The following is a 23,063-nucleotide window of genomic DNA, read 5'->3' on the forward strand; positions in this document are numbered from 1 at the left end:
TGATTATCCAACTTCTTTTACTAAATGCGAAACTTTATTAATCATTCCGCGGATAGTAGCACTGTCATAGTGTTCGACTACCTGGTTAAGCTTGCTTAATCCAAGTGATTTTACCACTTTTTTTTGTTTGTCAGATGACCCGATTAGGCTTTTGATTAATTGTACTTTAACTTTTTTTGTTGCTGTTGCCATTTTTCTAATCCTCTTAACTTAACATTTCTTTTACTGACAGTCCTCTTCTTTGAGCAGCTGTTTTAAACGGTCTTGATTTAACAAGAGCATCTATTGTAGCTCTGGCTGCATTAAGAGGTGATTTGGAACCCAATGATTTGCTGAGAATATTTTCAATTCCCGCAAGTTCAAGTACAGACCTTACAGCACCGCCTGCGATAACTCCTGTACCTACTGAGGCAGGTTTTAATATTACGCTTCCGGCTCCTGACCTTCCTGTTATGATGTGAGGAATAGTTGTTTTGAATATAGGAACGGAAATGGAATTTTTTCTGGCATCTACTACTGCCTTTTGAATTGCACCGATTACTTCGCTTGATTTTCCGCACCCTACGCCTACACGACCTTTTCCGTCGCCTGCGATTACAACTGCACGAAAACTAAGCTTTTTGCCACCTTTTACTACTTTGGTGACTCGGCTAATTTGAACAACCCTTTCTGTCCAATCAGAAGCAGGTTTTTCAACTTTTGGTTCTTTTCTGGAGCGTTTTGTTCTTTCTACTCTTTCAAGTCTTTCAACTTTTTCTTCGCTCTGCGTGTTTTCAATGTTTTCTACCACGATGTTGACCTTTCTTAGTTTTGTAATTATATTGCAATATACTTTTTGCAATACTGGCATTATTATCTAATCTAAAACATGATTTTATGTCAAATAATTTAGCAATTATTTTAATTTTAAATTAACCATTTTTTCGATAGGGGCATAGGCTTTTGCTGCTACGTCTTTATCCACAAAAATCTCATGCTCTTCGTTTAAAAGTGCGTTGTAAATATCTTCCAGATAATGCCATTTCATGTTGTGGCAAAGGGCTTTTGGTGTAACCAAATAGAATTTTTTATCGGGTAAATCTCTCTCAAGCCTGTCTACAACTCCTTTTTCCGTTGCAATAATAAATTCATCCGGAGAAGATTTCTTAACCTCGTTCATAATCTGTGTGGTAGAACCGACAAAATCAGCCATTTTTGCAACCTCTTGATGACACTCAGGGTGCGCTAAAACCATTGCTTCAGGGTATTTTTCTCTCATTGTTTTTATGTCGTTGGTCAAAATGCGCAAATGCGTAGGGCAAAATCCGGGGTAAGTGATGACTTCCACGCCATCAAGCTGCGACTGGGCAAATTTGCCTAAATACGTATCAGGCACAAACAAAACCTTAGGCACTCCTAATGATTTGATAACCGCAACAGCGTTAGAGCTTGTGCAGCAAATATCAGATTCGCTTTTAACTTCCGCAGTGGAATTAACATAACAGACGACGGGAATATCGGGATTTTTAGCCTTAAACTCTCTCATTTGCTCCAGATTAATCATATCAGCCATCATGCAGCCTGATTCTAATCTGGGCAATAAGACTTTTTTATTGGGGGACAAAATTTTAGCCGTTTCTGCCATAAAATATACGCCGGCAAAAACAATGATTTCCGCGCGGGTATAAGCCGCCTGTTGGCTTAAATACAGTGAATCACCGACAAAATCGGCAACTTTATCCACTTCAATATTTTGATAGCAATGGGCTAAAATAACCGCATTTTTTTCTTCTTTAAGTTTATTTATTTTTTTAATAAAAAACGTTTTATCTGTCATGTACTTGTCCTTATGTAAAAATTATACATTAAAGATATTTTTTGACAGAAAAAACTCAAAAAATATGCTATAATAATTCGATGGACTGCTATAAGGGGCTTTGGATGAAGGCTTACAAAAACATTTTGGAACTTATAGGAAAAACTCCTCTTGTTAAAATTAATAAATTAACCCGGGATTGTGAGGCGGAAGTCTTTGTCAAATTAGAATGTTTTAATCCGTCAAGTTCTGTTAAAGACAGAGCTGCTTTAAATATGATAGAACACGCAGAAAGGTTATTTTTTATAGAACCCGGCAAATCCACTATAGTTGAGCCTACAAGCGTGAATACCGGCATAGCTCTTGCAATGATATGCGCACTAAAAGGATACAGGTTGATTTTGACTATGCCATCGAGCGTAAGTGTAGAACGCAGAAGGCTTATGAAGGCTTACGGTGCGGAGATTATTTTGACGGACCCTGCTTTAGGAAGACAGGGCGCTGTAAATAAAGCTGTTGAATTATCAAAAACCATTCCTGATGTATTTATCCCAAATCAGTTCAAAAATCCGGCAAACCCTGAGATTCATGAAAAAACAACGGCACGTGAAATCTGGGATGACACTGACGGCAAAGTCGATATAGTAATATCGGGAATAGGCACGGGAGGAACCCTTATGGGGATTGCCAAAGAGCTTAAATCTAAAAAACCGTTGCTTGAAACGGTGGCTGTTGAACCTTATGAAAGTTCGGTACTTACAGGACACCCTAAAGGTCCGCATGGCATACAGGGGATAGGACCGGGTTTTATTCCCGCAATTGTAAATTTGGATTACTTTGACACTATAATGAGGGTGCATACCACAACTGCTATAGGTATGGCGCGCAAACTTGCCAAAAAAGAAGGGATTTTATGCGGCATATCAGGAGGCGCTGCTCTGGCTGCTGCTATTGAACTTGCGAAAGAAGAACAAAATAAAGGAAAACTTATTGTCTGTATTTTGCCTGATAACGGCGAAAGATACTTAAACACAGAACTTTTTCATGAAGATTCCAATAAGTAAAATATTGAATATTTTTTACAGATATAATATGCTTAGATTATAAAAAAAGATATATAAGGAACAGAACCTTGAACGAGCCAAAACGCTGGTATGATATAGACCCTACGGTAAGCTTAGCCGTAAGTTTAATCAAAAATTCCGATGAAAGCAAACAAAAAGAGTGTGCTGCTTTTATTATAAAAAAGTTGAAAAAGTTAAATATTAAAAAAACCGATAAGTTTGTAGTGTTCAGAGTGTTTGAGCAGCGCTGGTATGACGAAATAGAAGAAGTCTATAACGCCTTTGAATACTTAAGGAACGCTGATTTAAAAACTCAAAAAGAAGTAAGCGTAGAAATCATAAACAACCTTTATTATTCTTTTAACGAGTAGTGAGAATCTCCCAGACTTCGTCTGCAAAACGCTTCCAAGTATAGGTTGCGCTTAGTTCTTGTGCGTTTGCACAAATTTCTTTGTAGCGGTTTTTGTCTTTGTAAAACAAATTCAGGACAGTATTCATTTTGGCTGCAAGGTTAAAAATCCCATGTTTTTGCCGTCTGAAAATAAACCCGTTTTTGCCGTCTTGTAATAATTCGGCGCTGCCTGCAGTAGAGCTTGCGACGGTAGGTACAAAATATGATGCCGCTTCAAGCAGCACAAGCCCGAAGGCTTCGTTTACAGAAGGCATAACAAGGCAATCCAGTTCGTTATAAAACTCGTCCATGTCAACATTATAGTCGAGGATTTCAACTCTTTTGCCCAAATTAAATAAAGACAAAAGAAATTTCATCAGAACATCTTTTTTGTATTTAGAATGAATGATTTTTGCTTTAAAATTGTTGTTTTTTAGGCTTAAAAGCCAAAGCGCCGCCACAAACATGTGTCCGCCCTTGTTTATTGCACTGCCTGCTACAATGCCGAAAGTACATACTTTATTTTGCCGCCTTGTCAGATTTTTAGGCTCATCTGCTCCGGGATAGACCGCAAAAATACTGCTTTCATCAAAGATGGTGTTCTCAATATAATCTTTTTTTACCATATCAGACATTGCAAACACTTTTTGGTTTAGCCCGGTGAATTGGTTTTGGAATTTTAGTATTTTTTTGCGGTTTAAAATATTAAGTATTGCCGTCAGCCATAGGGGTTTGCAGTTTTTATTTTTATAAATAACACTGTGTGAATGCACCATGATATTGCCGTAAGGCGCCAAAACATCACTGGATAAAACTATATCGTAAGAACTTTCGTCAAGCAGTTTTTTTATTTTTTCAAAAAATCCAGCCATATCACTAAAAGGACAAAATCCTAAAATATTAATGTCATTAACCCCTTCTATTTTATCAACGGAAGACAGTCCGCAGAAGATATGCAGTTCAATCTCGGGGTTTGCAATGAAATTTTCAATAAGCCGCGCACTTACTTTGTTAGCGCCGCCTCTTATTTTACCGTCTTGCGGGAAACATTTATCCAAAGAATCAATAATAAGTGCTAACTTCTTCATCTCTAACTAACTTTTTTTTTAAAGCTAAATCCTTTTTTACCCTGAGCGTCAAATTCGTTTGAAATTTTTTGCAGTTCAAGTGTAAAGAGTTCAAGAGAGTCAATTTTTTTGATTCTCCCGCTTTCTACCAGCGAAACATGCCCGGTTTCTTCCGATACGACGATACAAACCGCGTCCGTAATTTCTGTAATACCGATAGCGGCTCTGTGTCTTGTACCGTATTGCCAGCTTAATTCAGGGTCGTCAGTCAGAGGCAGCAATACCCCTGCAGCTAAAATTTTATTTTTTGTCATAATAAGAGCGCCGTCATGCAAAGCGGTGTTGGGATGGAAAATAGTTAATATCAGTTCGCTCGAAATAGCGGCGTTTAGCCTTGTGCCGACTTCCGAGTATCCCGTCATATTTTCATCATCCTGAATAACAATCAGGGCGCCTATTTTAGATTTGCTTAGATATTTAACCGATTCAAACAGCTCTTTGGTAAAGTTAACATTCGGGTTTGAGGTTTTAGGCATTGAGAACAGGGTTTTATGAATAAAACTGTGCTGACCTAAATAACCTAAGAATTTTCGCAGCTCCGGCTGGAAAATTACCACCAGAGAGAATAGCAAAATTGTACTTATTCCTTCCAAAAACCTGCCTAAAATAAGCAAGTTAAGCATAATCAGTATTTTAGAAAAGATAAATAAAGCAATGATACTGAATATTCCGTTGAAGAGCTTTTTTGAAGCGGAGCGTTTAATAAAATTGAGGTAAAACCCTATGATAATAACGGCTATTACCAATAATTCAAATATTACCGTAGGCTGGCTAAAGCTGTTAACGGCTTCTGCAAATCTGGTATGAATAATACTGTTAAGAGCTTCCAGCTTGGTTCTCCTTTACAATCGCTGCGGAATTTCATCATGACAAATTAAGTCGTCATAAGACTGCCTTCTTATAATAATATCAGATTGTCCGTTATTTACCAATACCATAGCAGGTTTAAGTACACGATTATAATTGCTGGACATGGAGTAACCGTAAGCCCCGGTGTTAAAAACACAGATTATATCGCCTTCTTGAGTTATCGGCAGTTCAATATCTTTTATTAAAATATCACCTGATTCACAAAAACGACCCGCAATAGTTACAATTTCTTTATTGTCATCATTAACATTATTGGCAACAACCGCGCTGTATTCTGCCTGATACATACTTGGGCGGGGGTTATCAGCCATACCGCCGTCTACCGCCACGTATTTTTTGCCTGTTTGCGGGATAACTTTTGACGACCCCACTGTGTATAAAGTTACACCTGCTGTTGCGATAATACTTCTGCCGGGCTCAATGTAAATGACGGGTTCTTCTTTGATATCATATTTTTGCATACCGTCTTTTATAGATTTAATAATTACATCGGCTATTTTAAAAATTGAAGGCGGGGTATCTTCTTTTATATATGTTACGCCTAATCCGCCGCCGATATTCATCTCTGTTAATTCAATACCAAACTCATCTCTTATTTTTTTGAAAGTTTCACAAAACACCTGAACTTCGTCATAATAAACCTGCGTTTCAAAAATTTGAGAACCGATATGGGCATGAAGTCCTTTTAAATTGAGGTTTGTATACTCGTCACGGATTAATTCCACAGCTTCTTTCAGCTGGGTTAAATCAAATCCGAACTTGCTGTCCAAATGTCCTGTCTGAATATATTCATGGGTATGGCATTCAATACCGGGGGTGATTCTGAGCAGAATATCCTGTGTTTTGTTTTTTGACTTCAAAATATTGTCTAAAAGCGCAAGTTCCAGGAAATTATCTGCTGATATGCGTCCCACGCCATTATCTATAGCCATTTCCAACTCTTCTTGTGTTTTATTGTTACCGTTGAAAAGGATTTTTGAACAATCAAAATCGGATTTTAACGCTGTATAAAGCTCTCCGCCCGAAACCACATCAAGCCCAAACCCTTCTTGTGCCATAAGTCTGCACATTGCACGGGAGGCAAAGGCTTTGTTTGCATACATCATATTAATATTTTTATATGAGGCAAAGGCTTCTTTGTACTGCCTGCAAATTCTTCTTACTGTCTGCTCATCCGCAACATAAAGCGGCGAGCCGTATGTATCAACTAAATCAACGCAATCACAACCGCCGATTTCTAAATGATTTTCTTTGTTGATTTTAGCCGTGTAAGGCATAATACTTTGGTTATCCGTTTTTGTTTCTTGCATAGCTCTTCTCTGATTATCTACTTTAACAATCAGATTTTAACATGAATATTTTTATAATAAAAACAGAAGCGGCTGTAAACCTTGTAGTTGTTAAATGTTATTTTTCAGAACTTCTTTTATTGTACCGTCATCATTAAAGAAGGTGGTTTGATTGTGCGGTTCAAATTCCACAACTAAATCTTTAGTTTTTCCGTTTTTTTTAAACCATGTATCTTTTACACAACTTTCTGTATTGATATCAAATTCTTTGATATTATTTACGCCTTTTTCCCCGATTTTTAAATCGGTTTTTTGTAAATATTTCCCGTTCTTTAATCTGTCTACGCTATACCTTAAGCCATCCTGATAGCTGGTAACTATTTTGGAGCCGTCTTTTTGCAGCGTTGTTTTTTCTGCAATTTTGCCGAGCTCATCGTATTTAATAACTTGTCTTAACGAATCATCAGCCCTGAAAACAAGAGTGTTTACAGAATGACCGGTAGCTTTGTCTTTTGCAATAATATTGTAGCTGTTATATTTTTTATTAAAGATTTTTTTCAGAGAAAGGTTTTTTGAGGAACCGTCTCCCATGATTTCTTCAAATGCTTTTTTTATTTTGCCGGACTGTTTATGTTTGACGGCAAAATAAACTCCCGCACCAATAACGGCAAGTCCTATAAGTCCGCCTAATATTGCTTTTGTCGGTGTTGTATTATCATTTTTGTTTGCGGGCGGGGGGACATTTTCCTGCTGAACTTTTGCAGGCGGGGAGATATTATCCTGTTGAACTCTTGCAGGCGGAGTGAAAGCTTGGAAATGGTATACAGCATTGATACTATTCATTAGAACTAACCTTTTCATTGCATAGCACTGTATTAAAACTCATAAAAACAAAATTTGCTATTTATTAATTAATTTATTTAACGGTCACGGAGTTAAACCGTTATTTTGTTTCAAACGTCAGTAAAAATTCAGCGGGAGATTGTCCAAATCCCTTTGCTATTTTAAAAAGGGCATCAAGCTTAATCCCTTGCTTAAGATTTTCTATTCTCGATAAAACAGCAGGTTCAATGCCGTTCTCTAACGCAAAACCATTTAGAGATTTACCTGCTTTCAGTCTTTTATTTTTAATGTATAAGCCCAATTTATCGTATTGCATTTTCTCAATTATGTTTTATTGTCAAAATAATGTCATTGATAAATATCAATAGGGTAGACCGGTTATGAATAATGATTTGGAAAAAATATGACTAATATTTTTTTCTTAAATGAAGTATTAACTTACGCATTAAAATACGTTGAAGAAAATAATCTTATATTAGAAGGCAGAAGCTATATTACGGAAAAAATACAACTCAAACTTAAAGAATGTTTGGAATACTTTTAAATCAGATTATTCAAAATTTCCTGCAAAGCTTCGATTTCTTTGTCGAGTTCCGCTATGCGTGCGTTAGTTTGGTCTACGACTTCTTTTGGCGCATTTTTAACAAAGTTTTGATTAGACATGCGCCCAACCAGGGATTTTTTCTCGGTGTCGAGCTTTGTAATTTTTTTGTTCTGTCTTTCTATTTCTTTGTCCAAGTCAATAATGCCTGCCAAAGGTACTATGATAGTAGTATCACCTACAACGCAAGAAGCGCTTTGCGGCGGAACTTGAGAAATTTTTTCATCAGAAATCTCAACATTCTCAACCCTTGCCATACGTTTTAAAAATGCCTGCGTTTGTTCAAATAACGCTTTATCGCCATATATACTTATATTAATCCTGGTACCTACAGCAACGTTCAGCGACTGTCTTAAATTGCGTAAACCTTTAACAGCTTCAATGGTTTTGTCCATTTGAGCTACAGCCTCTTGGTAATTCAAATTCAAATCCTGAGGGTAAGGCGCTTTTAAAAGGAATTTTTCACCGTCTTTATAAGTATCAAAAGGTATAATCTGCCAGATTTTTTCTGTAATATGCGGCATAATAGGCTGCAATAACCTCAAAGAACGCTCTAAAACATAGCGCAAAACCCTTTGGGTATTAATTTTTTTAGTTTCATCAGCAAGCTGGATTTTAGCAAGCTCCACATACCAGTCGCAATAAGTACCCCAGAAAAAATCATATAACACAGAAGCGATTTCGCCTATTCTGTGATTTTTCATATTGTTGTTCACTTCTTTGGAGGTTTCTGACAGTTTTTGCAAAATCCATTTGTCCGCTACGCTAAGCGCTTCTTTATCAATTTCTTTATCGTCCACGCCTTCAAGGTTCATAAGTACAAATCTTGAAGCGTTCCAGATTTTGTTGGCAAAGTTGCGCCCGTACTCAAATTTTTCATCGCTTATTTTAATATCCTGACCGCCGTAAGTACACATGCTTGTCAAAGTAAATCGCAGCGCATCGCAGCCGTATTTGTCTATGATTTCGACAGGGTCAATGGTATTGCCCCTTGATTTGCTCATTTTTTGACCGTGTTCATCTCTTATCAGACCGTGGATGTAAACGGTTTCAAAGGGTGATTTGCCCGTAAATTCGTAGCCCATATTGACCATTCTTGCTACCCAGAAGAAAATTATATCGAAGCCTGTAACAAGGGTTGTAGTAGGATAGAATTTTTTAAAATCGGCGTTATCCGTACTCGGCCATCCCATTGTAGAAAACGGCCACAATCCTGATGAAAACCACGTATCTAAAACATCTTCATCTTGCGTGTATAGATTAGGGTCGGGGTTTTCCTTTGCTACGACCATTTCGCCCGTGTCTTTGCGGTAGTATGCGGGAATTTGGTGCCCCCACCATAATTGACGAGAAATACACCAATCACGTACGTTTTCCATCCAGTCCAAATAAATCTTCGTCCAACGTTCGGGGATAAACTTCAATTCTCCTGTATGGATAGCCTCTATTGCTTTTTCAGCAAGCGGTTTCATCTTAACAAACCATTGTTCCGACAGATAAGGTTCAATAGTCGTTCCGCAGCGCTGACAATGCCCTACGTTATGTTCGTGCGGTTTTTCATCAAGTAAAATGCCTTTGTAGCGTAAAAGTCCGATAGTTTCTTTCCTCGCTTCTTCTCTTGATAATCCTCTTATAGAGTCGGGTACTAAATCACAATCCAGCATATTAGCATCTTCGTCCATTATCCACAATGGTTTTAACCCGTGGCGTTTGCCGACTTCGTAGTCGTTAGGGTCATGGGCAGGTGTGATTTTAACAGCGCCCGTTCCAAAGGAAGAATCCACATATTCATCGGCTATGATTGGAATCCGTCTGTTTGTCAAAGGTATAATAACGGTTTCGCCGATTAAGTCTTTGTATTTATAATCGTTAGGGTTAACGGCAATCGCAACATCTCCGAACATTGTTTCGGGACGAGTTGTTGCTACTACAATCGCACCGACTTTGTCGCTCAGGGGATATGATATTTCCCACAAATGCCCCTGTTCTGTTTTGTATTCCGTTTCAATATCGCTGATAGCACTGCGGCAGCGTGGACACCAGTTAACAATGTAGGCGCCTTTATAAATCAAACCTTTATTATACAAAGAAACAAAAACTTCTTTAACAGCTTCGCTGCAGCCTTCATCTAAAGTAAAACGCTCTCTTGAAAGGTCAAAAGATGCACCAAGCCGTTTGAACTGGCTTAAAATAGCGCTTTTATGCTCGTTAGCCCAAGCCCAAACAATATCAAGGAATTTTTCCCTGCCTAAATCAAAACGGTTTTTGCCCTCTTCTCTGAGTTTTTTTTCAACGACATTTTGGGTTGCAATGCCGGCATGGTCAGTACCCGGCAGCCATAAGGTTTCATAACCCGACATTCTGTGATAGCGTATTAAAATATCCTGCAAAGTACCGTCAAGTGCATGTCCCATATGCAACACACCCGTAACATTCGGCGGAGGGATGACTATGGAGTATGGCGGCTTTTCAGATTCTGCGTCTGCTTTAAAGCACTCGTTCTTTTCCCACAGGTTGTATATTTCCGCCTCGGTTTCCAACGCTTCATAAGCGGTAGGCATTGAATTAATATCATATTGCATTTTTGTACTTTCCATGGTTTTTGCCTTATTCAATCATCTGGTCAACCGTCAAAATCAAGATACCTGATGCGCCTAATTTTTTCAGTTTATCTACGCTTTCATAAATTTTATTTTTATCTACAACAACATGAACAACGACCGCATTGTCATTTCCGTGCAAAGTTGTAACAGTCGGAGAGCTTAGCCCCGGTAGAAAAGATTTTACCTCATCCAAAACACTTTTGGGGATATGAGCCATCAAATATTTCTTTTCCTTTGCCGCAAGAGCTGATTTCACTGCTCTTACAAAGGCTTCTATTTCAGATGATTTTTCTTTCTTTATATCGGGTTTGCCTATAACAACGGCGCTTGAACAAAAAATTTCACCTATAATTTTTAGCTTGTTGGCTTTTAAAGTAGAGCCGCTTGAAGTTATATCGACTATTACATCTACTAAATCCATACGGGGCATAATTTCTGTAGCTCCTGAAACAGTTACGATTTCAGGTGTTTTGTTGAATTCGGCAAAGTATTTTTTTGCAACGTTGGGAAAAGAAGTTGCAAGTCTTATCCCGTCAGGCAAATCAGCTACACATTTGTAAGAATCCTCTTCTTTAACGGCTACAACCATTTTGCAATGTCCAAAATCGAGCGTTAAAATATCATCTACCGCTAACCCCGCCTCATAAACGACATCCTGTCCAGTAAAACCTATATCACAAGCGCCTGAATGGACGAAGTTCGGAATGTCTTTTGTTCTTACGAATACTATCTCGTATTTACCGTTTTCGGTTTTGACGTTTAGTGTGCGTTCTGATTTACCTTCAAAATTTAAGCCTGCACGTTTCAACAATTCAAAGATATCATCAGACATCCTGCCTTTGTTTGGAATAGCAATTTTTAAGCCGTCCATATATTTGCCTCTTGTAATCTACAATGACATTATAAGACAAAAGTATGAAAACAGCACAAAAAATCAAATAATCGCTTTATTCCCAGCCAAGAAGTGTTGAATAGTTTTGTTTTAACGTTGAATTTTTATCATCAAGAAGGATTTTTTCCACTTCTTCAAACGAAGATTTTTTCGCAGGGAATCCTTTTACCGCTTTGTTTAACAATCCCATTTGTTCTATATATTTGTTATAAGCTGTTGTCAGTTGTTTTTTTGAGGTTTCGGTTAGTTTTCCGTCATTAATGAGGAGTTTCTCTACGTATCTTCTTTTTATAAGTCCTGACAATGTTGTACCGCCTGCAGAGTAAAAATCCAATTCATCCTGAGCCTTTTCCCAGTCGCCGTTTTTAAAGTTGGTTATGAAATTTGTCGGTGTTCCGTCTTTTTTCTTTTCTATTTTTCCTTTGCCTACATTAAAACAAAGGCTCAAAATAGCAGCTTGCTTAGCGGCAGGTATTTTGTCCCATTTCTCTTTTCCACCTGCCAAACTTATTGCATTTTTTTCGTGTGCCGACATATCCGAATAAAAAAGCATTAAGATTTGATTGGTATTCGGCTTTCCTTTTTCAATTTTGGTTGAGATATTTTGAATTTTTGTATGTTGTTTTGCGGTTTCTAAATCTTTTTCAAGATTTGCTTCTATATCGCCGGTTTGTTTTGTTATTAAATGTCCGTAGCCGGTGGTGTATTTACCGGTTGCATCTTTATAAATATCGCTTCGGTATTCTTCGTGCGCCCGTATCAAAGATTGCGCCAAGTATTTACAATTGTCTTTTCCTTCGCCGATGTGGGTTTTGACAAATTTTTCTATCTCGGTTTTTGCGGCTGTTTCTTCTTTTTCCGCTTTCTTCTTATCAAAATAACGGCTGATTTTTGGCGCGAAAAATATCATTACCGCTGCGCCGCCTAAAAGACCCGCTCCTAAAAGCCCGCCTTTTACAAGTTTGGACTTTGATATTTTACTGAATATACTTGTAGCTGAACTTTCAGGCTTTGTTGAAGCTACTAAAGCTTTTCCTGTTTCAGCATAATTATTTATGCCCGTAGGTTTAATCTTATCTACCACTGAATATCCCTTAATAATTACCCTTACTTTAATAAAAAATTTTCAGCCCAAAAAATTGCCCCGTTTAAACTCCGGGGCAATGGTATTATTTATTGACCTTCGGTATTTCCGGAAGGTGTTTTAAAATTCGGCTGAATGATTTTCGGCGCCGGCATCGGAGGCATAGAAGGCGCTTGCTGCGCAGATTTTTCAGCGTCAGAAGTTTTTGGACTGTTTGATTTTACTTCGCCTGTTTCATCTGTGTATCCGGCTTCTGTCGTATTCTGTTGAGCGTCATCGATTTCTGATTGTTCGGAAGTTTCTTCTACAACAATTTCTTCTTCTTTAAATTCGTTAGCGTTAAGCTCAATTTTAGGGAACGGGAATTCTTTATCTTTGGTATTTAGAGTTGCGACTCTCATATAGTCTGCCCAAATTTTAGCAGGAAGAGTACCGCCTGTAAGTCCGCCCATAGGAAGGTTATCATCGTTGCCGACCCATACCCCCGTAACAATATCGGGAGAAAAACCCACAAACCAGGCATCTCTGTAATCATCAGTTGTACCCGTTTTACCTGCTATGTGAGGTCCAATCTTAGCCGCTTGACCCGTACCTTTTTGTACTACAACTTTCATCATTTCAACTACCTTTGCGGCGGTATCAAGAGTTAAAACTCTTTTGTACGAAGGATATGCGCTGTATAATTCTTTGCCTGAAGCCGTAACAACTCTTTCAACGGAATAAGGTTTGACCCAAATTCCACCGTTTGCCAAAACTCCGTAAGCGTTTGTAAGCTCTATAAGTTTAACTCCGTTTGAACCCAGACAAATAGTAGGGTCATTCTCAAGAGGGGTGTTAATTCCCATCCTGCCGGCAAGGCGTATAACATTACTAACGCCTGCATCCTGAATTATTTTAGCGGCAATTACATTGGAAGAATAAGCCAGCGCCATATAAGCAGGTAATTCGCCCCTGTATTTTTTGCCGTAGTTTGCCGGCGACCAATCTCCCATTGTAAAAGGCGCATCTTTATACAACATGTTAGGGGACATACCCTGCTCTACGGCTGATGTATAGACTAACACCTTAAACGCGCTTCCGGGCGGTCTTATGGCTTGGGTAACACGGTCAAATTGGCTTTTGGAGTAGTCTTTGCCGCCTATATATGCAAGGATTTTACCTGTCGCGGTTTCATATGAAAATAACGCTGCCTGTTGTTTTGGTCCGGTATAGCCGTAGGCTTTCACATCGCTCCAAAGTCTATCTTGCGCTACCTGCTGATATTCATAGTTTAAAGTTGTGTATATTTTGTATCCGCCCTGCGAAATTTCATCTTCGCTGAAGCCTAAAGCATTCAATTCCCTCATTACATAGTCTGTGAAATAAGGCGCTTTATTCTGTGAATATGAAACGTACTCGCTTCTTAGTTTGATAGGGGCATCAATTGCTTTTGCGTACTCTTCTTTGGTTATATATCTGTTAACCAGCATTCTTTTTATAACCTGATTGCGGCGTTTTTGTGCTAATTCGGGGTTCTGGTACGGCGAATATACCGATGGTGCCTGAGGCAGTCCCGCTATTAATGCAGCTTCCGGCAAGGTGAGCTGGGAAAGTTTTTTGTTAAAGTAAACATCGGCAGCAGCGGCAACACCATAAGCGCCTTCCCCTAAATAAACATTATTCATATACATTGCCAAAATTTCTGGTTTTGTAAGGGTTTTTTCTATTCTGCGGGCAATGATAAGTTCTTTGAGCTTTCTTGTCCAGGTTTTTTCGGAAGATAAGAATAAAATCCTTGATAACTGCTGGGTAATTGTACTTGCGCCTTGTTTATATCCTCTTGCCTGCAAGTTAACAACCGTTGAGCGGGTCAATGCCAATAAATCATAGCCTTCATGTTTATAGAAATTTTTATCTTCTATTGATATAAAAGCATTCTTGAGTGTATCCGGGATTTCCGCAGCGTCGACTTTGGTTGTTTTATAAACACCGAAAGTTTTAATTATAACATCATCGCTTGATATAATTTGTGTTACATAATTGGGGATAAAATTTTCCAGATTTTTTATAGGTTTAAGCGAATTCATGTACAGATTAAATACTATTATCGCAGCTAAAAATATAGCACAGCAAAATACTACAAAATATGCGATAAATCCTTGTTTTCGATTTCTCATGTCTAATTCCGATTAATTATCTTACAGATATATTGTAATACATTAATGAATTTTGTGTAAATAATTTAAGCAGATAATAAAATATACTGCCTGAATGCTTATTCCAATTCATTTGTGTTTGATATTTAATGAAGTTAACAGAAGAATTAACGAGGATTAAAAGATGAACAACAAAGTTATTTTAACAATCATGGACGGATGGGGCGACGGTAAAAACTACGAAGGCAACGCTATTTTGAATGCAGATTTGCCAAATTATGCAAAATTACTGCAAGATTATCCTCATACGGAAATATATGCCGACGGAGAACATGTGGGGCTTCCTCAGGGACAAATGGGCAACTCGGAAGTGGGACACTTGAATCTCGGTGCAGGTAGGGTTGTTTATCAGGAGCTAACGAAGATTAACAAGTCTATCAAAGACGGCGACTTTTACGAAAATGAAGAGTTTTTAGCGGCTATAAACCATGTAAAAAAGAATGACAGCGCACTTCATTTATTCGGGTTGGCGAGTGAAGGCGGAGTTCACAGTTCTTTAAAACACCTGTTTGCTCTTATTGAAACAGCTAAAAAAAATAACGTTAAAAAATTATACGTACATGCATTTTTAGACGGCAGAGATACCCCTCCTCAAAGTGCGGTTGATTTTTTGGCAGAAATAGAAAACAAATTAAAACATGAAGGCTATGCCCAAATTGCATCTATCATAGGCAGATACTATGCTATGGATAGAGATAACCGCTGGGAAAGAGTACAAAAAGCTTATGATTGTTTGACTATGGGTATAGGCGAAAAGGCATCAAACAGTCATGAAGGTATTAAAAAGTCTTATGAAAACGGTATTAACGATGAGTTTGTGCTTCCGACTGTAACGCTTGAAAACTCAAGAATACAAGACCATGACAGCATAATATTCTTTAACTTCAGACCTGACAGGGCAAGAGAAATAACAAGAGCGTTGAACTTTGAAGCTTTTGACGGGTTTGAGCGGAAAAAGGTTTTAAAAGATATTTATTACGTATGTTTTACGCAGTATGACGAAAAATTCGGGCTTCCGATAGCGTTCAAGCCTCAGTCTTTGGTAAATATTCTTGGCGAAGTACTTGATAAAAACGCTGTAAAACAATTTAGAACGGCAGAAACAGAAAAATATGCCCATGTAACATTTTTCTTTAACGGCGGGTTGGAAAAACCGTTCCCGTCAGAAACGAGGGCTTTAGTTCCATCGCCTTCCGTACCTACTTACGACTTAAAGCCTGAAATGAGCGCTTTTGAAGTAGTAGAAAAAGTTACAGGTGCTATTGAATCGGAAGAGTATCCTTTTATTTTAGTGAACTTTGCCAATCCTGACATGGTAGGGCATACAGGAATTTTGGAAGCTGCTGAAAAAGCGGTTGAGGCAGTTGATATATGCATAGGTAAAATTGTCGACGCCGTTAAAAAACACGGTTTTACAATGTTGTTAACAGCAGACCATGGCAATGCGGAACAAATGATTGACTTTGCAACGGGCAAACCGTTTACGGCACATACCACAAACCCTGTACCGTTTTTTGTAATTAATGCGGATAAACCCGTTGAATTGAGAGAAGGCGGTTCGCTTAGTGATGTGGCGCCTACCGTGCTTCAACTATTAGGTATTGAACAGCCTGAGGAAATGACTGGTCAATCCTTGATTAGATAGAAATAATTATAAGTATAATATTTAAGGCAATAAAAAAAGAGTCAACTCTTGTTAACTCTTGAAACCCATAGATATAGATAAATCGGGGACGACGAGGGGTCGCACGACGAACAAGGCGAAGAATGAGCCGTAGTTTGACGGGTGCTGGCTTTTGCGAAGCAAAAGAACAGTAAACCGCAGTTGTAGCAAACTTGTTTGCTAACAAATGCGTAGTGAGAGCAGGCTGACGTACATCGGATTGTTGTGCGAAAAAAGCAATAAAAAAAGAGTCAACTCTTGTTAACTCTTGAAACCCATAGATATAGATAAATCGGGGACGACGAGGGGTCGCACGACAAACAAGGCGAAGAATGAGCCGTAGTTTGACGGGTGCTGGCTTTTGCGCAGCAAAAGAACAGTAAACCGCAGTTGTAGCAAACTTGTTTGCTAACAAATGCGTAGTGAGAGCAGACTGACGTACATCTGATTGTTATCCGAAAAAGGCAATAAAAAAAGAGTCAACTCTTGTTAACTCTTGAAACCCATAGATATAGATAAATCGGGGACGACGAGGCTCGAACTCGCGACCTCTTGCGTGACAGGCAAGCGCTCTAACCAAACTGAGCTACGCCCCCATGTGCTATATCTATTATTTTATTATCAAAACTCAGTTTGGTTAGAGCTAAAATCTAAACCTTTGTAAGGCTCCGCCTTACGGGGAAACTGAGCTACGCCCCCATGTGCTATATCTATTAAAACTCAGAACCCCTACTTATGGGGTGTTCCTCGCCTCTTATTATAATTTGCTGATTTTTTTTTTTCAAGCACAAAGATTAATATTACTTTTATGGTAAAAAAATGTTTAATGAATTATAATTTTTTTATTCAAGCCTGTATAAAGGAGTGTAATGTGTACAGAGAGTTAAATACTAAAGAAAAGTATGAATTTTTTAATCTCTTGTATTCATATGTCAAATCACAAGTTCCTATTTTAACTGCCTTGAATTTTATTGCTAAAAGGTCATCTTCTTCTTATTTAAGAACTATTTCCAAACTTATAGTTAATGAAATATCATCAGGTACTACTTTAATCCAGGTTTTTGAAAAATTTAAACCGATATTCGGCAATATTTATTCTACTCTGCTAATTTCCGGCGAAAGTGTAGGAAAGCTTGAAGCTGTATTATCAAGGATTTTACATCTCTTAAAAAGAAAAATTGATTTTCAATCCAAAGTAACATCAGCTTTGACTTATCCTGCGGTTATAGTTAACATGCTGATACTCTCTGTTTGTCTCTATAATTTCTTTGTTATTCCTTTTATGGAAAAGATACTTGCAAAAGAGGCTGTGGATACGGCTCATATGGCTATACTGGCGGCTATTAAAACAGGGCTGATAATTGCCTTCCTGGACTTTGCTTTTTTGTTTCTTGCTAACCCCGGTAAAGCTATAGGTAAATTATTTATTAACATAATATTAGCTTTTGTCCCTAAAGCCAGAAGGTTAGCAGCGTTGCTTTATTGGGCAGAATTTTTCCTTGTTTTTTCTACATCTTATGAAGCCGGAGCCTCGATGGTAACAGCTTGTGAGTTGGCTGCTTCAACGATGGAACAGCCGGAGATGAAAGGGCAGTTGAATAAGTTGTCCGGTTATATCTTAAACGGCTCCACTCTTACGCAAGCGTTTATTAATATAGATGTTATCCCCTCTGAATATATCTCTTTGATTGCGGCAGGGGAAGAAACAGGGGAATTGCACAAAACTTTTGATACCATAATTGCGGATATAGATACACAGGTGGATACGTACATCAATGTACTGACTAAGACATTAGAGCCTCTGATCATATTGCTTATCGGTATTGTAATAGCGAAAATAAGCGCATCTCTTTATATCCGCATGAATAATGCTTTTACATCGGCAATGTAGGTGATTATGAATAATATAACAAAACAATTACAAGAAGTTAAACATAAATGCGAAAACTGCCAAAAGTGTGCATTAAGTCAAACACGCACAAATACGGTTTTTTCTGACGGCAAACCAAACCATAAATTAATGCTCATAGGCGAAGCCCCGGGATTTTATGAGGATAAGCAGGGGTTGCCTTTTGTGGGCAAAGCCGGTCAGCTTTTGGATAAAATCTTTGAATCCGTCGGGTTATCAAGAAAAGAAAACGTTTATATCTGCAATACCATCAAGTGTCGTCCGCCTGATAACAGGAATCCGCTTCCTGATGAAAAAGCGGCTTGCAGAGAATATCTTGATGCTCAGATTGAAATTTTAAAGCCTCAGATTATACTGATTTGCGGCAAAGTTGCGCTTGAATCAATGCTTAATACAACCACAGGCATTACAAAACTTCGGGGGCAATGTTTTGACGGACCTTATGGCTCTAAGATGATTCCTATTTTCCACCCGTCTTATTTGCTTCGCAATGATTCAAGAGAAAAAGGCAGCCCCAAGTGGCTTATGTGGCAGGACATTCAGGCAGTTAAAAAAGCTTACGATAATTTAGAAAAAGTAAAGGTTTAGTTTATGAAGAAGTTATTTTATTATTCAACTCCTATAGGCAAAGTTGCTATAGCAGAAGAACACGGATTTATAACCAATCTGTTTATGGAGGACAATATTGATACCTTTGGGTGCAATATAAGAGAAACCGAGGTTTTAAAAAGAGCGGCTTGCCAGTTAACGGAATATTTTAACAAAGAAAGAAAAACGTTTGACCTGCCGTTAAAACCAAAGGGCAGTGAATTTCAAAACAAGGTGTGGAAAGCACTTAGGGCTATTCCTTATGGCAGTACCGTTACTTATAAAGAATTGGCAGCAAAAACAGGCAACGAAAAGGCTGCCCGTGCAGTGGGTAGTGCTAATAATAAAAATCCCATCCCTCTAATAATTCCTTGCCACCGTGTTATAGGTTCAAACGGGGCTCTTGTCGGTTTTGCTTTTGGTTTAGAGTTAAAGCAACGCCTGTTAGATATTGAAAAATCACTCTAATTCCTCAAGCGTTATTAGTATGCTTTCTGTTAAAAGCTCGCTTGATTGCGGGTTTTGTCCTGTTATCAGGTTGTCATCTATTATCACATGAGATGTCCATGGGTTTGCTGTTTCAAAATTTGCGCCAAGTTCTTTCAGCCTGTCTTCAAGCAAAAACGGCACTATATCATGTTTTTTGCTTAATTTTTCTTCTTCATTGGTTAGTGCGGTTAATTTTTTCCCTTTTACAAACGCATCTCCGTTTGTTTTTTTAGCTCCGAGCAGTCCTGCTATCCCATGGCAAATTGCACTTATTATCTTGTTATTTATATAAAAATGGTTTACGATTTCCGCCAGTTTATTGTTATTGGCTAAGTCTATCAAAGGTCCGTGTCCGCCCGGTATAAATATAACGGCAAAATTTTCATAATCTACTTCATCAAGTTTTTTTGTGTTTTCAAGTATTTCTTTTAACTCCTTCCACTCTTCAGGCGTATTTTCCGCAATACTTGCCTCATCTATAGGTGCTAACCCGCCTTCAGGACTTGCAACGGTAACGTCATAATCAGCTTTTTTAAAGCCAAGGTACGGAACGGCAAATTCTTCGAGCCATATGCCCGTGGGGTGATTTGCTGCAAGTTCTGAAACGTTTGATACTACTATTAAAATATTTTTTGATAAATCCATAAGCTTTCTCTCTGTTAACTTCATTATCAGATTAAAACGAAGACGTCAAAATTTTATTACCCAATCGGACATAATAGAGGGAAAAAGGCGGATAAGAAGTGAAGGGGTGATATATTGAAAAACAAAAAAAATAGGGAACGATTGTTCCCCTAGGAATGTAAGTGGAAGTATTAGTAATTTGTTGCTGTAAGGGCAAAAAATGCTTTTGGGTGCGCACATACAGGACATTTTTCCAGCGCTTTTTCATTTTCGATTTTAAATCCGCAATTTAAGCATTCCCAAACAACAACTGCATCTTTTTCAAATACTTTGCCTGCTGTTATGTTATCATAGAGCTTTTGGTATCTTTCCTCATGAGTTTTTTCGATTGCAGCTACTTTTTCAAATAAAACAGCTATATCACTAAAGCCTTCTTCCTTGGCCTCTTTCGCAAAATTAGCATACATGCTTGTCCACTCGTAATTTTCGCCTTCTGCTGCATCTTTAAGGTTTTCAAGAGTATTTTCTCCTACTTTCCCGCCGTGTAAAAGCTTAAACCATATTTTTGCGTGTTCTTTTTCATTGTTTGCAGTTTCTTCAAATATCTTGGAAATTTGTACATAGCCTTCATTTCTGGCTTGTGAAGCGAAATAAGTGTACTTATTTCTTGCTTGTGATTCACCTGCAAATGCTTCCATAAGATTTTTTTCAGTTTTGCTGCCTTTTAGTTCCATCATTTTTCTCCTTTTTCATCTCTGATATGCATTTGTTGCATATCCCTTTTACCTGTAAATTAACGTGTTTAATTGCTCCGAATTCTTTTGCATTTTCGGGGATAGAAGTCTTTTCTTTATAAAAAATATCATAGATTTCACCGCACTTGGTACATATAAAATGACAATGGTTGGTCATGTCGGCATCAAATCTTGCTTTTGGGATTTGATGGTCTACCCTGAAAATTAATTTCAGATTTTCAAGCGTTTGAAGATTTCTGTAAATCGTATCCATGGATATATCCCCCACTTCTTGCTTTACGGTATTAAATACCTGCTCCACATCAGGATGTGAACAAGAATTTGCAACCGCAAGGAAAATTTTTTCTCTTTGGGTAGTATATCTTAAAGAATTTTCTTTGCATGCTTTTTTTAATTGTAAAATTTTCTTTTCCAAACTATACCCTTATTAAGAATTATTCTTATTAAGAATATCATTTTTTTTAAATTAAGGCAAGTTTTTATTTTAATCAGCAATATTGAGAGGTATAGTTACTTTTACGCCTGATGACCTGTTTTTTTCTATAAGATTAGGAATCCAATCTTCCAGTCCTTCTGATTTAAGGGCTTTTATTACTTCGGTAAAGCCAAGCCCCGTACCTTTTATGGTATCTCTCGTATGACTTGCTCTATAGCCGGTGCCTGAGAGTATTTTGTCGATTTCAGCATTAGCTATAGGATGCGTACCTTCGTTGATAACGCTTATGAAGTTTAAAGGTTTTCCTTTAAAAAGTTGTTGCCCGTATTTAATTGTAATTGGTTTATTTTCGCCATACTTTACGGCATTTAACACTATTTGGGATACTTTATTGTATGTATCAAAAGGCTTTTTTACTTTTTTATTTATTATTATATTTTCATTCAGGATGGTAATATTATTAGATTTCTCTTTTAATAAACTGATAGCGGTGTGAATTGCTTGTTTGAAATCGTCCATAGTTGCAGGCTCCAACGGGTTTTCACCCCATTTTTCTATTTTGCTCCAATGGGCGCTCATATCAACTATTTTCTTGACTACATCGCCAAATTGCCCTTTTTGATACATTAAATATTGTAAATTATTTAAATGTGCCATTTCACTTCTGAACATGGTGTTAGTACCTATCATTAATCTAGAATAGGTGCTATTTACCAGTTCATGCCTGAATATTCTCAGTAAGTTTTGTTCTTCAGGCGAATTAGCAGTAGTTTTGTTTAAAATTTTAATAATTCTGTCAAAAAATTTTTCTGCAAGAAGTTCTATTTTTTCAGAGCTGTTGGATTTTTTGGCGAAGTTTAAAGCTCTTCTGCTTACATTTAACAATTCTTGTTGGGGAATAATACCGTTAAAAGATATATTATTGTTCAAAGTATTTTTTACAAAAACATCTTTATCAAGCGAATTATATAAAGTTTTATTTGTTTTTTCGCCGCTATGTAATTTTATTATCCTGTTGCATGATACGGAATTAACAGAGAGAATATTCATTTTCAACCTGATATTTACTAGTATATTAATTCTAAAGAGGTGAATATAAAAATTTGACCTAAAAATTAAATAATTTACATATTTTTACAAAGATAATTTAATAGCCGAAACAAATTAATATAATTTGAAAGAATTTTTGTGGTAATCAAGGATTTTTTCCTGTTTCATTTTGGATAACTCTCTTGAAAGAGCGCTTCTGTCAGCACCTATGTATTCTGCCATTTGTTCCCTTGAATAGGTTATTTCAAATATATTTGTTTTGTGTTTGGTTTTTTCTTTGAATAACATATATAAAATCCGATCCCTCAAAGTTTTCTTTGAAAGAAGCTCTATGCGCTCTTGCAGCAAAATATTTCTGGTCGCAATGATTTTGACAATATTTTCAAGAAGCGTCTTATGAAACCTGCAAGAGTTTGAACAAATTGATAATATTTTTTTGCAGTTAAGAAACAAAATTTGTGTATCTTCCATTGCAATAGCACAAATACTGCTTTTTTCTTTTTCTGCAAAAATAAATGCCTCAGCGAAAGTTTCACCTTTTACGGTATTGGTAATAATTATTTTATTTCCGTCATAACCGTCTTTTACAAGCTGTACTTTGCCTTCTGCAACATAGCAGACTGAGGTTATTTTATCACCTGCATTAAAAATAATTTCATCTTTTTTGTATGCTTTTTTTACAGCCTGAATACAGCAGGTAAGTGCCTCAAAGTCTTTTTCATCTATGCCGTCAAAAATATTCATTCAATTATCTTTCAAAATTGGTTGCATGTGCAACAGACTTTCTTATTATAG

General features: G+C 37.4%; 24 protein-coding genes and 1 tRNA gene. 7 read left to right on the plus strand and 18 right to left on the minus strand.

From position 1 onward, the window contains the following. Positions 1-3: 3 nt before the first annotated feature. The 3 genes from rpmD to nadA all read right to left on the minus strand — a co-directional run bounded on the left by rpmD (position 4) and on the right by nadA (position 1,816). Positions 4-192, minus strand: a complete 189-nt coding sequence (gene rpmD, locus PHX18_02405) for a 50S ribosomal protein L30 (protein ID MDD3593458.1) — start codon at positions 190-192, stop codon at positions 4-6. A gap of 13 nt (positions 193-205) precedes the next feature. Beyond that, positions 206-790, minus strand: coding sequence for a 30S ribosomal protein S5 (gene rpsE / locus PHX18_02410; protein MDD3593459.1), 585 nt, complete (start codon positions 788-790; stop codon positions 206-208). A gap of 105 nt (positions 791-895) precedes the next feature. After that, a complete protein-coding gene (gene nadA, locus PHX18_02415) occupies positions 896-1,816 on the minus strand; it encodes a quinolinate synthase NadA (GenBank protein ID MDD3593460.1) in 921 nt (306 codons plus the stop codon). An 80-nt stretch (positions 1,817-1,896) separates the two neighbouring features. On the opposite strand from nadA, the gene cysK reads away from it, so the two are divergent. Next, entirely contained in the window at positions 1,897-2,859 is a 963-nt protein-coding gene (cysK, locus tag PHX18_02420) for a cysteine synthase A (protein ID MDD3593461.1), read from the plus strand. 68 nt (positions 2,860-2,927) lie between these two features. Continuing rightward, positions 2,928-3,230, plus strand: a complete 303-nt coding sequence (locus PHX18_02425; protein MDD3593462.1) for a hypothetical protein — start codon at positions 2,928-2,930, stop codon at positions 3,228-3,230. On the opposite strand, the gene PHX18_02430 is transcribed toward PHX18_02425, so the two are convergent. From PHX18_02430 to PHX18_02450, 5 genes are all read right to left on the minus strand, one after another. After that, on the minus strand, positions 3,220-4,338 hold the full coding sequence (locus PHX18_02430) for a glycosyltransferase family 4 protein (GenBank protein MDD3593463.1): 1,119 nt from the start codon (positions 4,336-4,338) through the stop codon (positions 3,220-3,222). The genes PHX18_02425 and PHX18_02430 overlap by 11 nt on opposite strands. 2 nt (positions 4,339-4,340) lie before the next feature. After that, on the minus strand, positions 4,341-5,123 hold the full coding sequence (gene cdaA / locus PHX18_02435; GenBank protein MDD3593464.1) for a diadenylate cyclase CdaA: 783 nt from the start codon (positions 5,121-5,123) through the stop codon (positions 4,341-4,343). Positions 5,124-5,219: 96 nt separating this feature from the next. Next, entirely contained in the window at positions 5,220-6,557 is a 1,338-nt protein-coding gene (lysA, locus tag PHX18_02440) for a diaminopimelate decarboxylase (GenBank protein MDD3593465.1), read from the minus strand. Between the two features lie 90 nt (positions 6,558-6,647). After that, positions 6,648-7,379, minus strand: coding sequence for a hypothetical protein (locus tag PHX18_02445; protein MDD3593466.1), 732 nt, complete (start codon positions 7,377-7,379; stop codon positions 6,648-6,650). Between the two features lie 100 nt (positions 7,380-7,479). After that, entirely contained in the window at positions 7,480-7,695 is a 216-nt protein-coding gene (locus PHX18_02450) for a helix-turn-helix transcriptional regulator (GenBank protein ID MDD3593467.1), read from the minus strand. 87 nt (positions 7,696-7,782) lie between these two features. Here PHX18_02450 and PHX18_02455 point away from each other — a divergent pair, with 87 nt between their 5' ends. Next, positions 7,783-7,923, plus strand: a complete 141-nt coding sequence (locus tag PHX18_02455) for a hypothetical protein (GenBank protein ID MDD3593468.1) — start codon at positions 7,783-7,785, stop codon at positions 7,921-7,923. Here the strand turns inward: PHX18_02455 and PHX18_02460 are convergent. From PHX18_02460 to PHX18_02475, 4 genes are all read right to left on the minus strand, one after another. Further along, positions 7,920-10,577: a valine--tRNA ligase gene (locus tag PHX18_02460; GenBank protein MDD3593469.1), complete on the minus strand. Its 2,658-nt coding sequence runs from the start codon at positions 10,575-10,577 to the stop codon at positions 7,920-7,922. The genes PHX18_02455 and PHX18_02460 overlap by 4 nt on opposite strands. A 10-nt stretch (positions 10,578-10,587) precedes the next feature. After that, a complete protein-coding gene (hisG, locus tag PHX18_02465; GenBank protein MDD3593470.1) occupies positions 10,588-11,454 on the minus strand; it encodes an ATP phosphoribosyltransferase in 867 nt (288 codons plus the stop codon). A gap of 76 nt (positions 11,455-11,530) precedes the next feature. Further along, complete coding sequence (locus PHX18_02470; protein MDD3593471.1) at positions 11,531-12,559, minus strand: hypothetical protein; 1,029 nt, start codon at positions 12,557-12,559, stop codon at positions 11,531-11,533. An 89-nt stretch (positions 12,560-12,648) separates the two neighbouring features. Continuing rightward, positions 12,649-14,715 carry a PBP1A family penicillin-binding protein gene (locus tag PHX18_02475; protein MDD3593472.1) on the minus strand — a complete coding sequence of 689 codons (2,067 nt, stop codon included), beginning with the start codon at positions 14,713-14,715 and terminating at the stop codon, positions 12,649-12,651. A 163-nt stretch (positions 14,716-14,878) separates the two neighbouring features. Here PHX18_02475 and gpmI point away from each other — a divergent pair, with 163 nt between their 5' ends. Beyond that, positions 14,879-16,399, plus strand: coding sequence for a 2,3-bisphosphoglycerate-independent phosphoglycerate mutase (gpmI, locus tag PHX18_02480; protein ID MDD3593473.1), 1,521 nt, complete (start codon positions 14,879-14,881; stop codon positions 16,397-16,399). A 539-nt stretch (positions 16,400-16,938) separates the two neighbouring features. Here the strand turns inward: gpmI and PHX18_02485 are convergent. Beyond that, positions 16,939-17,013, minus strand: a tRNA-Asp gene (locus tag PHX18_02485). 275 nt (positions 17,014-17,288) lie between these two features. On the opposite strand from PHX18_02485, the gene PHX18_02490 reads away from it, so the two are divergent. The 3 genes from PHX18_02490 to PHX18_02500 are packed head-to-tail and all read left to right on the plus strand — an operon-like array spanning position 17,289 to position 19,382. Beyond that, a complete protein-coding gene (locus PHX18_02490; GenBank protein MDD3593474.1) occupies positions 17,289-18,308 on the plus strand; it encodes a type II secretion system F family protein in 1,020 nt (339 codons plus the stop codon). A gap of 6 nt (positions 18,309-18,314) precedes the next feature. Then, positions 18,315-18,914 (plus strand): uracil-DNA glycosylase, encoded by a 600-nt coding sequence (locus tag PHX18_02495; protein ID MDD3593475.1) that lies wholly within the window; start codon positions 18,315-18,317, stop codon positions 18,912-18,914. A gap of 3 nt (positions 18,915-18,917) precedes the next feature. Next, entirely contained in the window at positions 18,918-19,382 is a 465-nt protein-coding gene (locus PHX18_02500) for a methylated-DNA--[protein]-cysteine S-methyltransferase (protein MDD3593476.1), read from the plus strand. On the opposite strand, the gene PHX18_02505 is transcribed toward PHX18_02500, so the two are convergent. The 5 genes from PHX18_02505 to PHX18_02525 all read right to left on the minus strand — a co-directional run bounded on the left by PHX18_02505 (position 19,374) and on the right by PHX18_02525 (position 23,012). Beyond that, positions 19,374-20,072, minus strand: coding sequence for a type 1 glutamine amidotransferase domain-containing protein (locus PHX18_02505; protein ID MDD3593477.1), 699 nt, complete (start codon positions 20,070-20,072; stop codon positions 19,374-19,376). The genes PHX18_02500 and PHX18_02505 overlap by 9 nt on opposite strands. Positions 20,073-20,218: 146 nt before the next feature. Beyond that, on the minus strand, positions 20,219-20,764 hold the full coding sequence (locus tag PHX18_02510; protein ID MDD3593478.1) for a ferritin family protein: 546 nt from the start codon (positions 20,762-20,764) through the stop codon (positions 20,219-20,221). Beyond that, on the minus strand, positions 20,736-21,197 hold the full coding sequence (locus PHX18_02515; protein MDD3593479.1) for a Fur family transcriptional regulator: 462 nt from the start codon (positions 21,195-21,197) through the stop codon (positions 20,736-20,738). Before PHX18_02515 ends, PHX18_02510 begins: the two co-directional genes overlap by 29 nt. A 69-nt stretch (positions 21,198-21,266) precedes the next feature. Then, on the minus strand, positions 21,267-22,268 hold the full coding sequence (locus PHX18_02520; GenBank protein MDD3593480.1) for an ATP-binding protein: 1,002 nt from the start codon (positions 22,266-22,268) through the stop codon (positions 21,267-21,269). A 114-nt stretch (positions 22,269-22,382) separates the two neighbouring features. Continuing rightward, the gene (locus tag PHX18_02525; GenBank protein ID MDD3593481.1) at positions 22,383-23,012 is read right to left on the minus strand and encodes a Crp/Fnr family transcriptional regulator; all 630 of its coding nucleotides are present in this window, start codon (positions 23,010-23,012) and stop codon (positions 22,383-22,385) included. Positions 23,013-23,063 lie beyond the last annotated feature (51 nt).

This window comes from Candidatus Gastranaerophilales bacterium (assembly GCA_028696075.1).
In the GTDB taxonomy this organism is placed as follows: Bacteria; Cyanobacteriota; Vampirovibrionia; order Gastranaerophilales; family JAILCC01; genus JAQVHS01.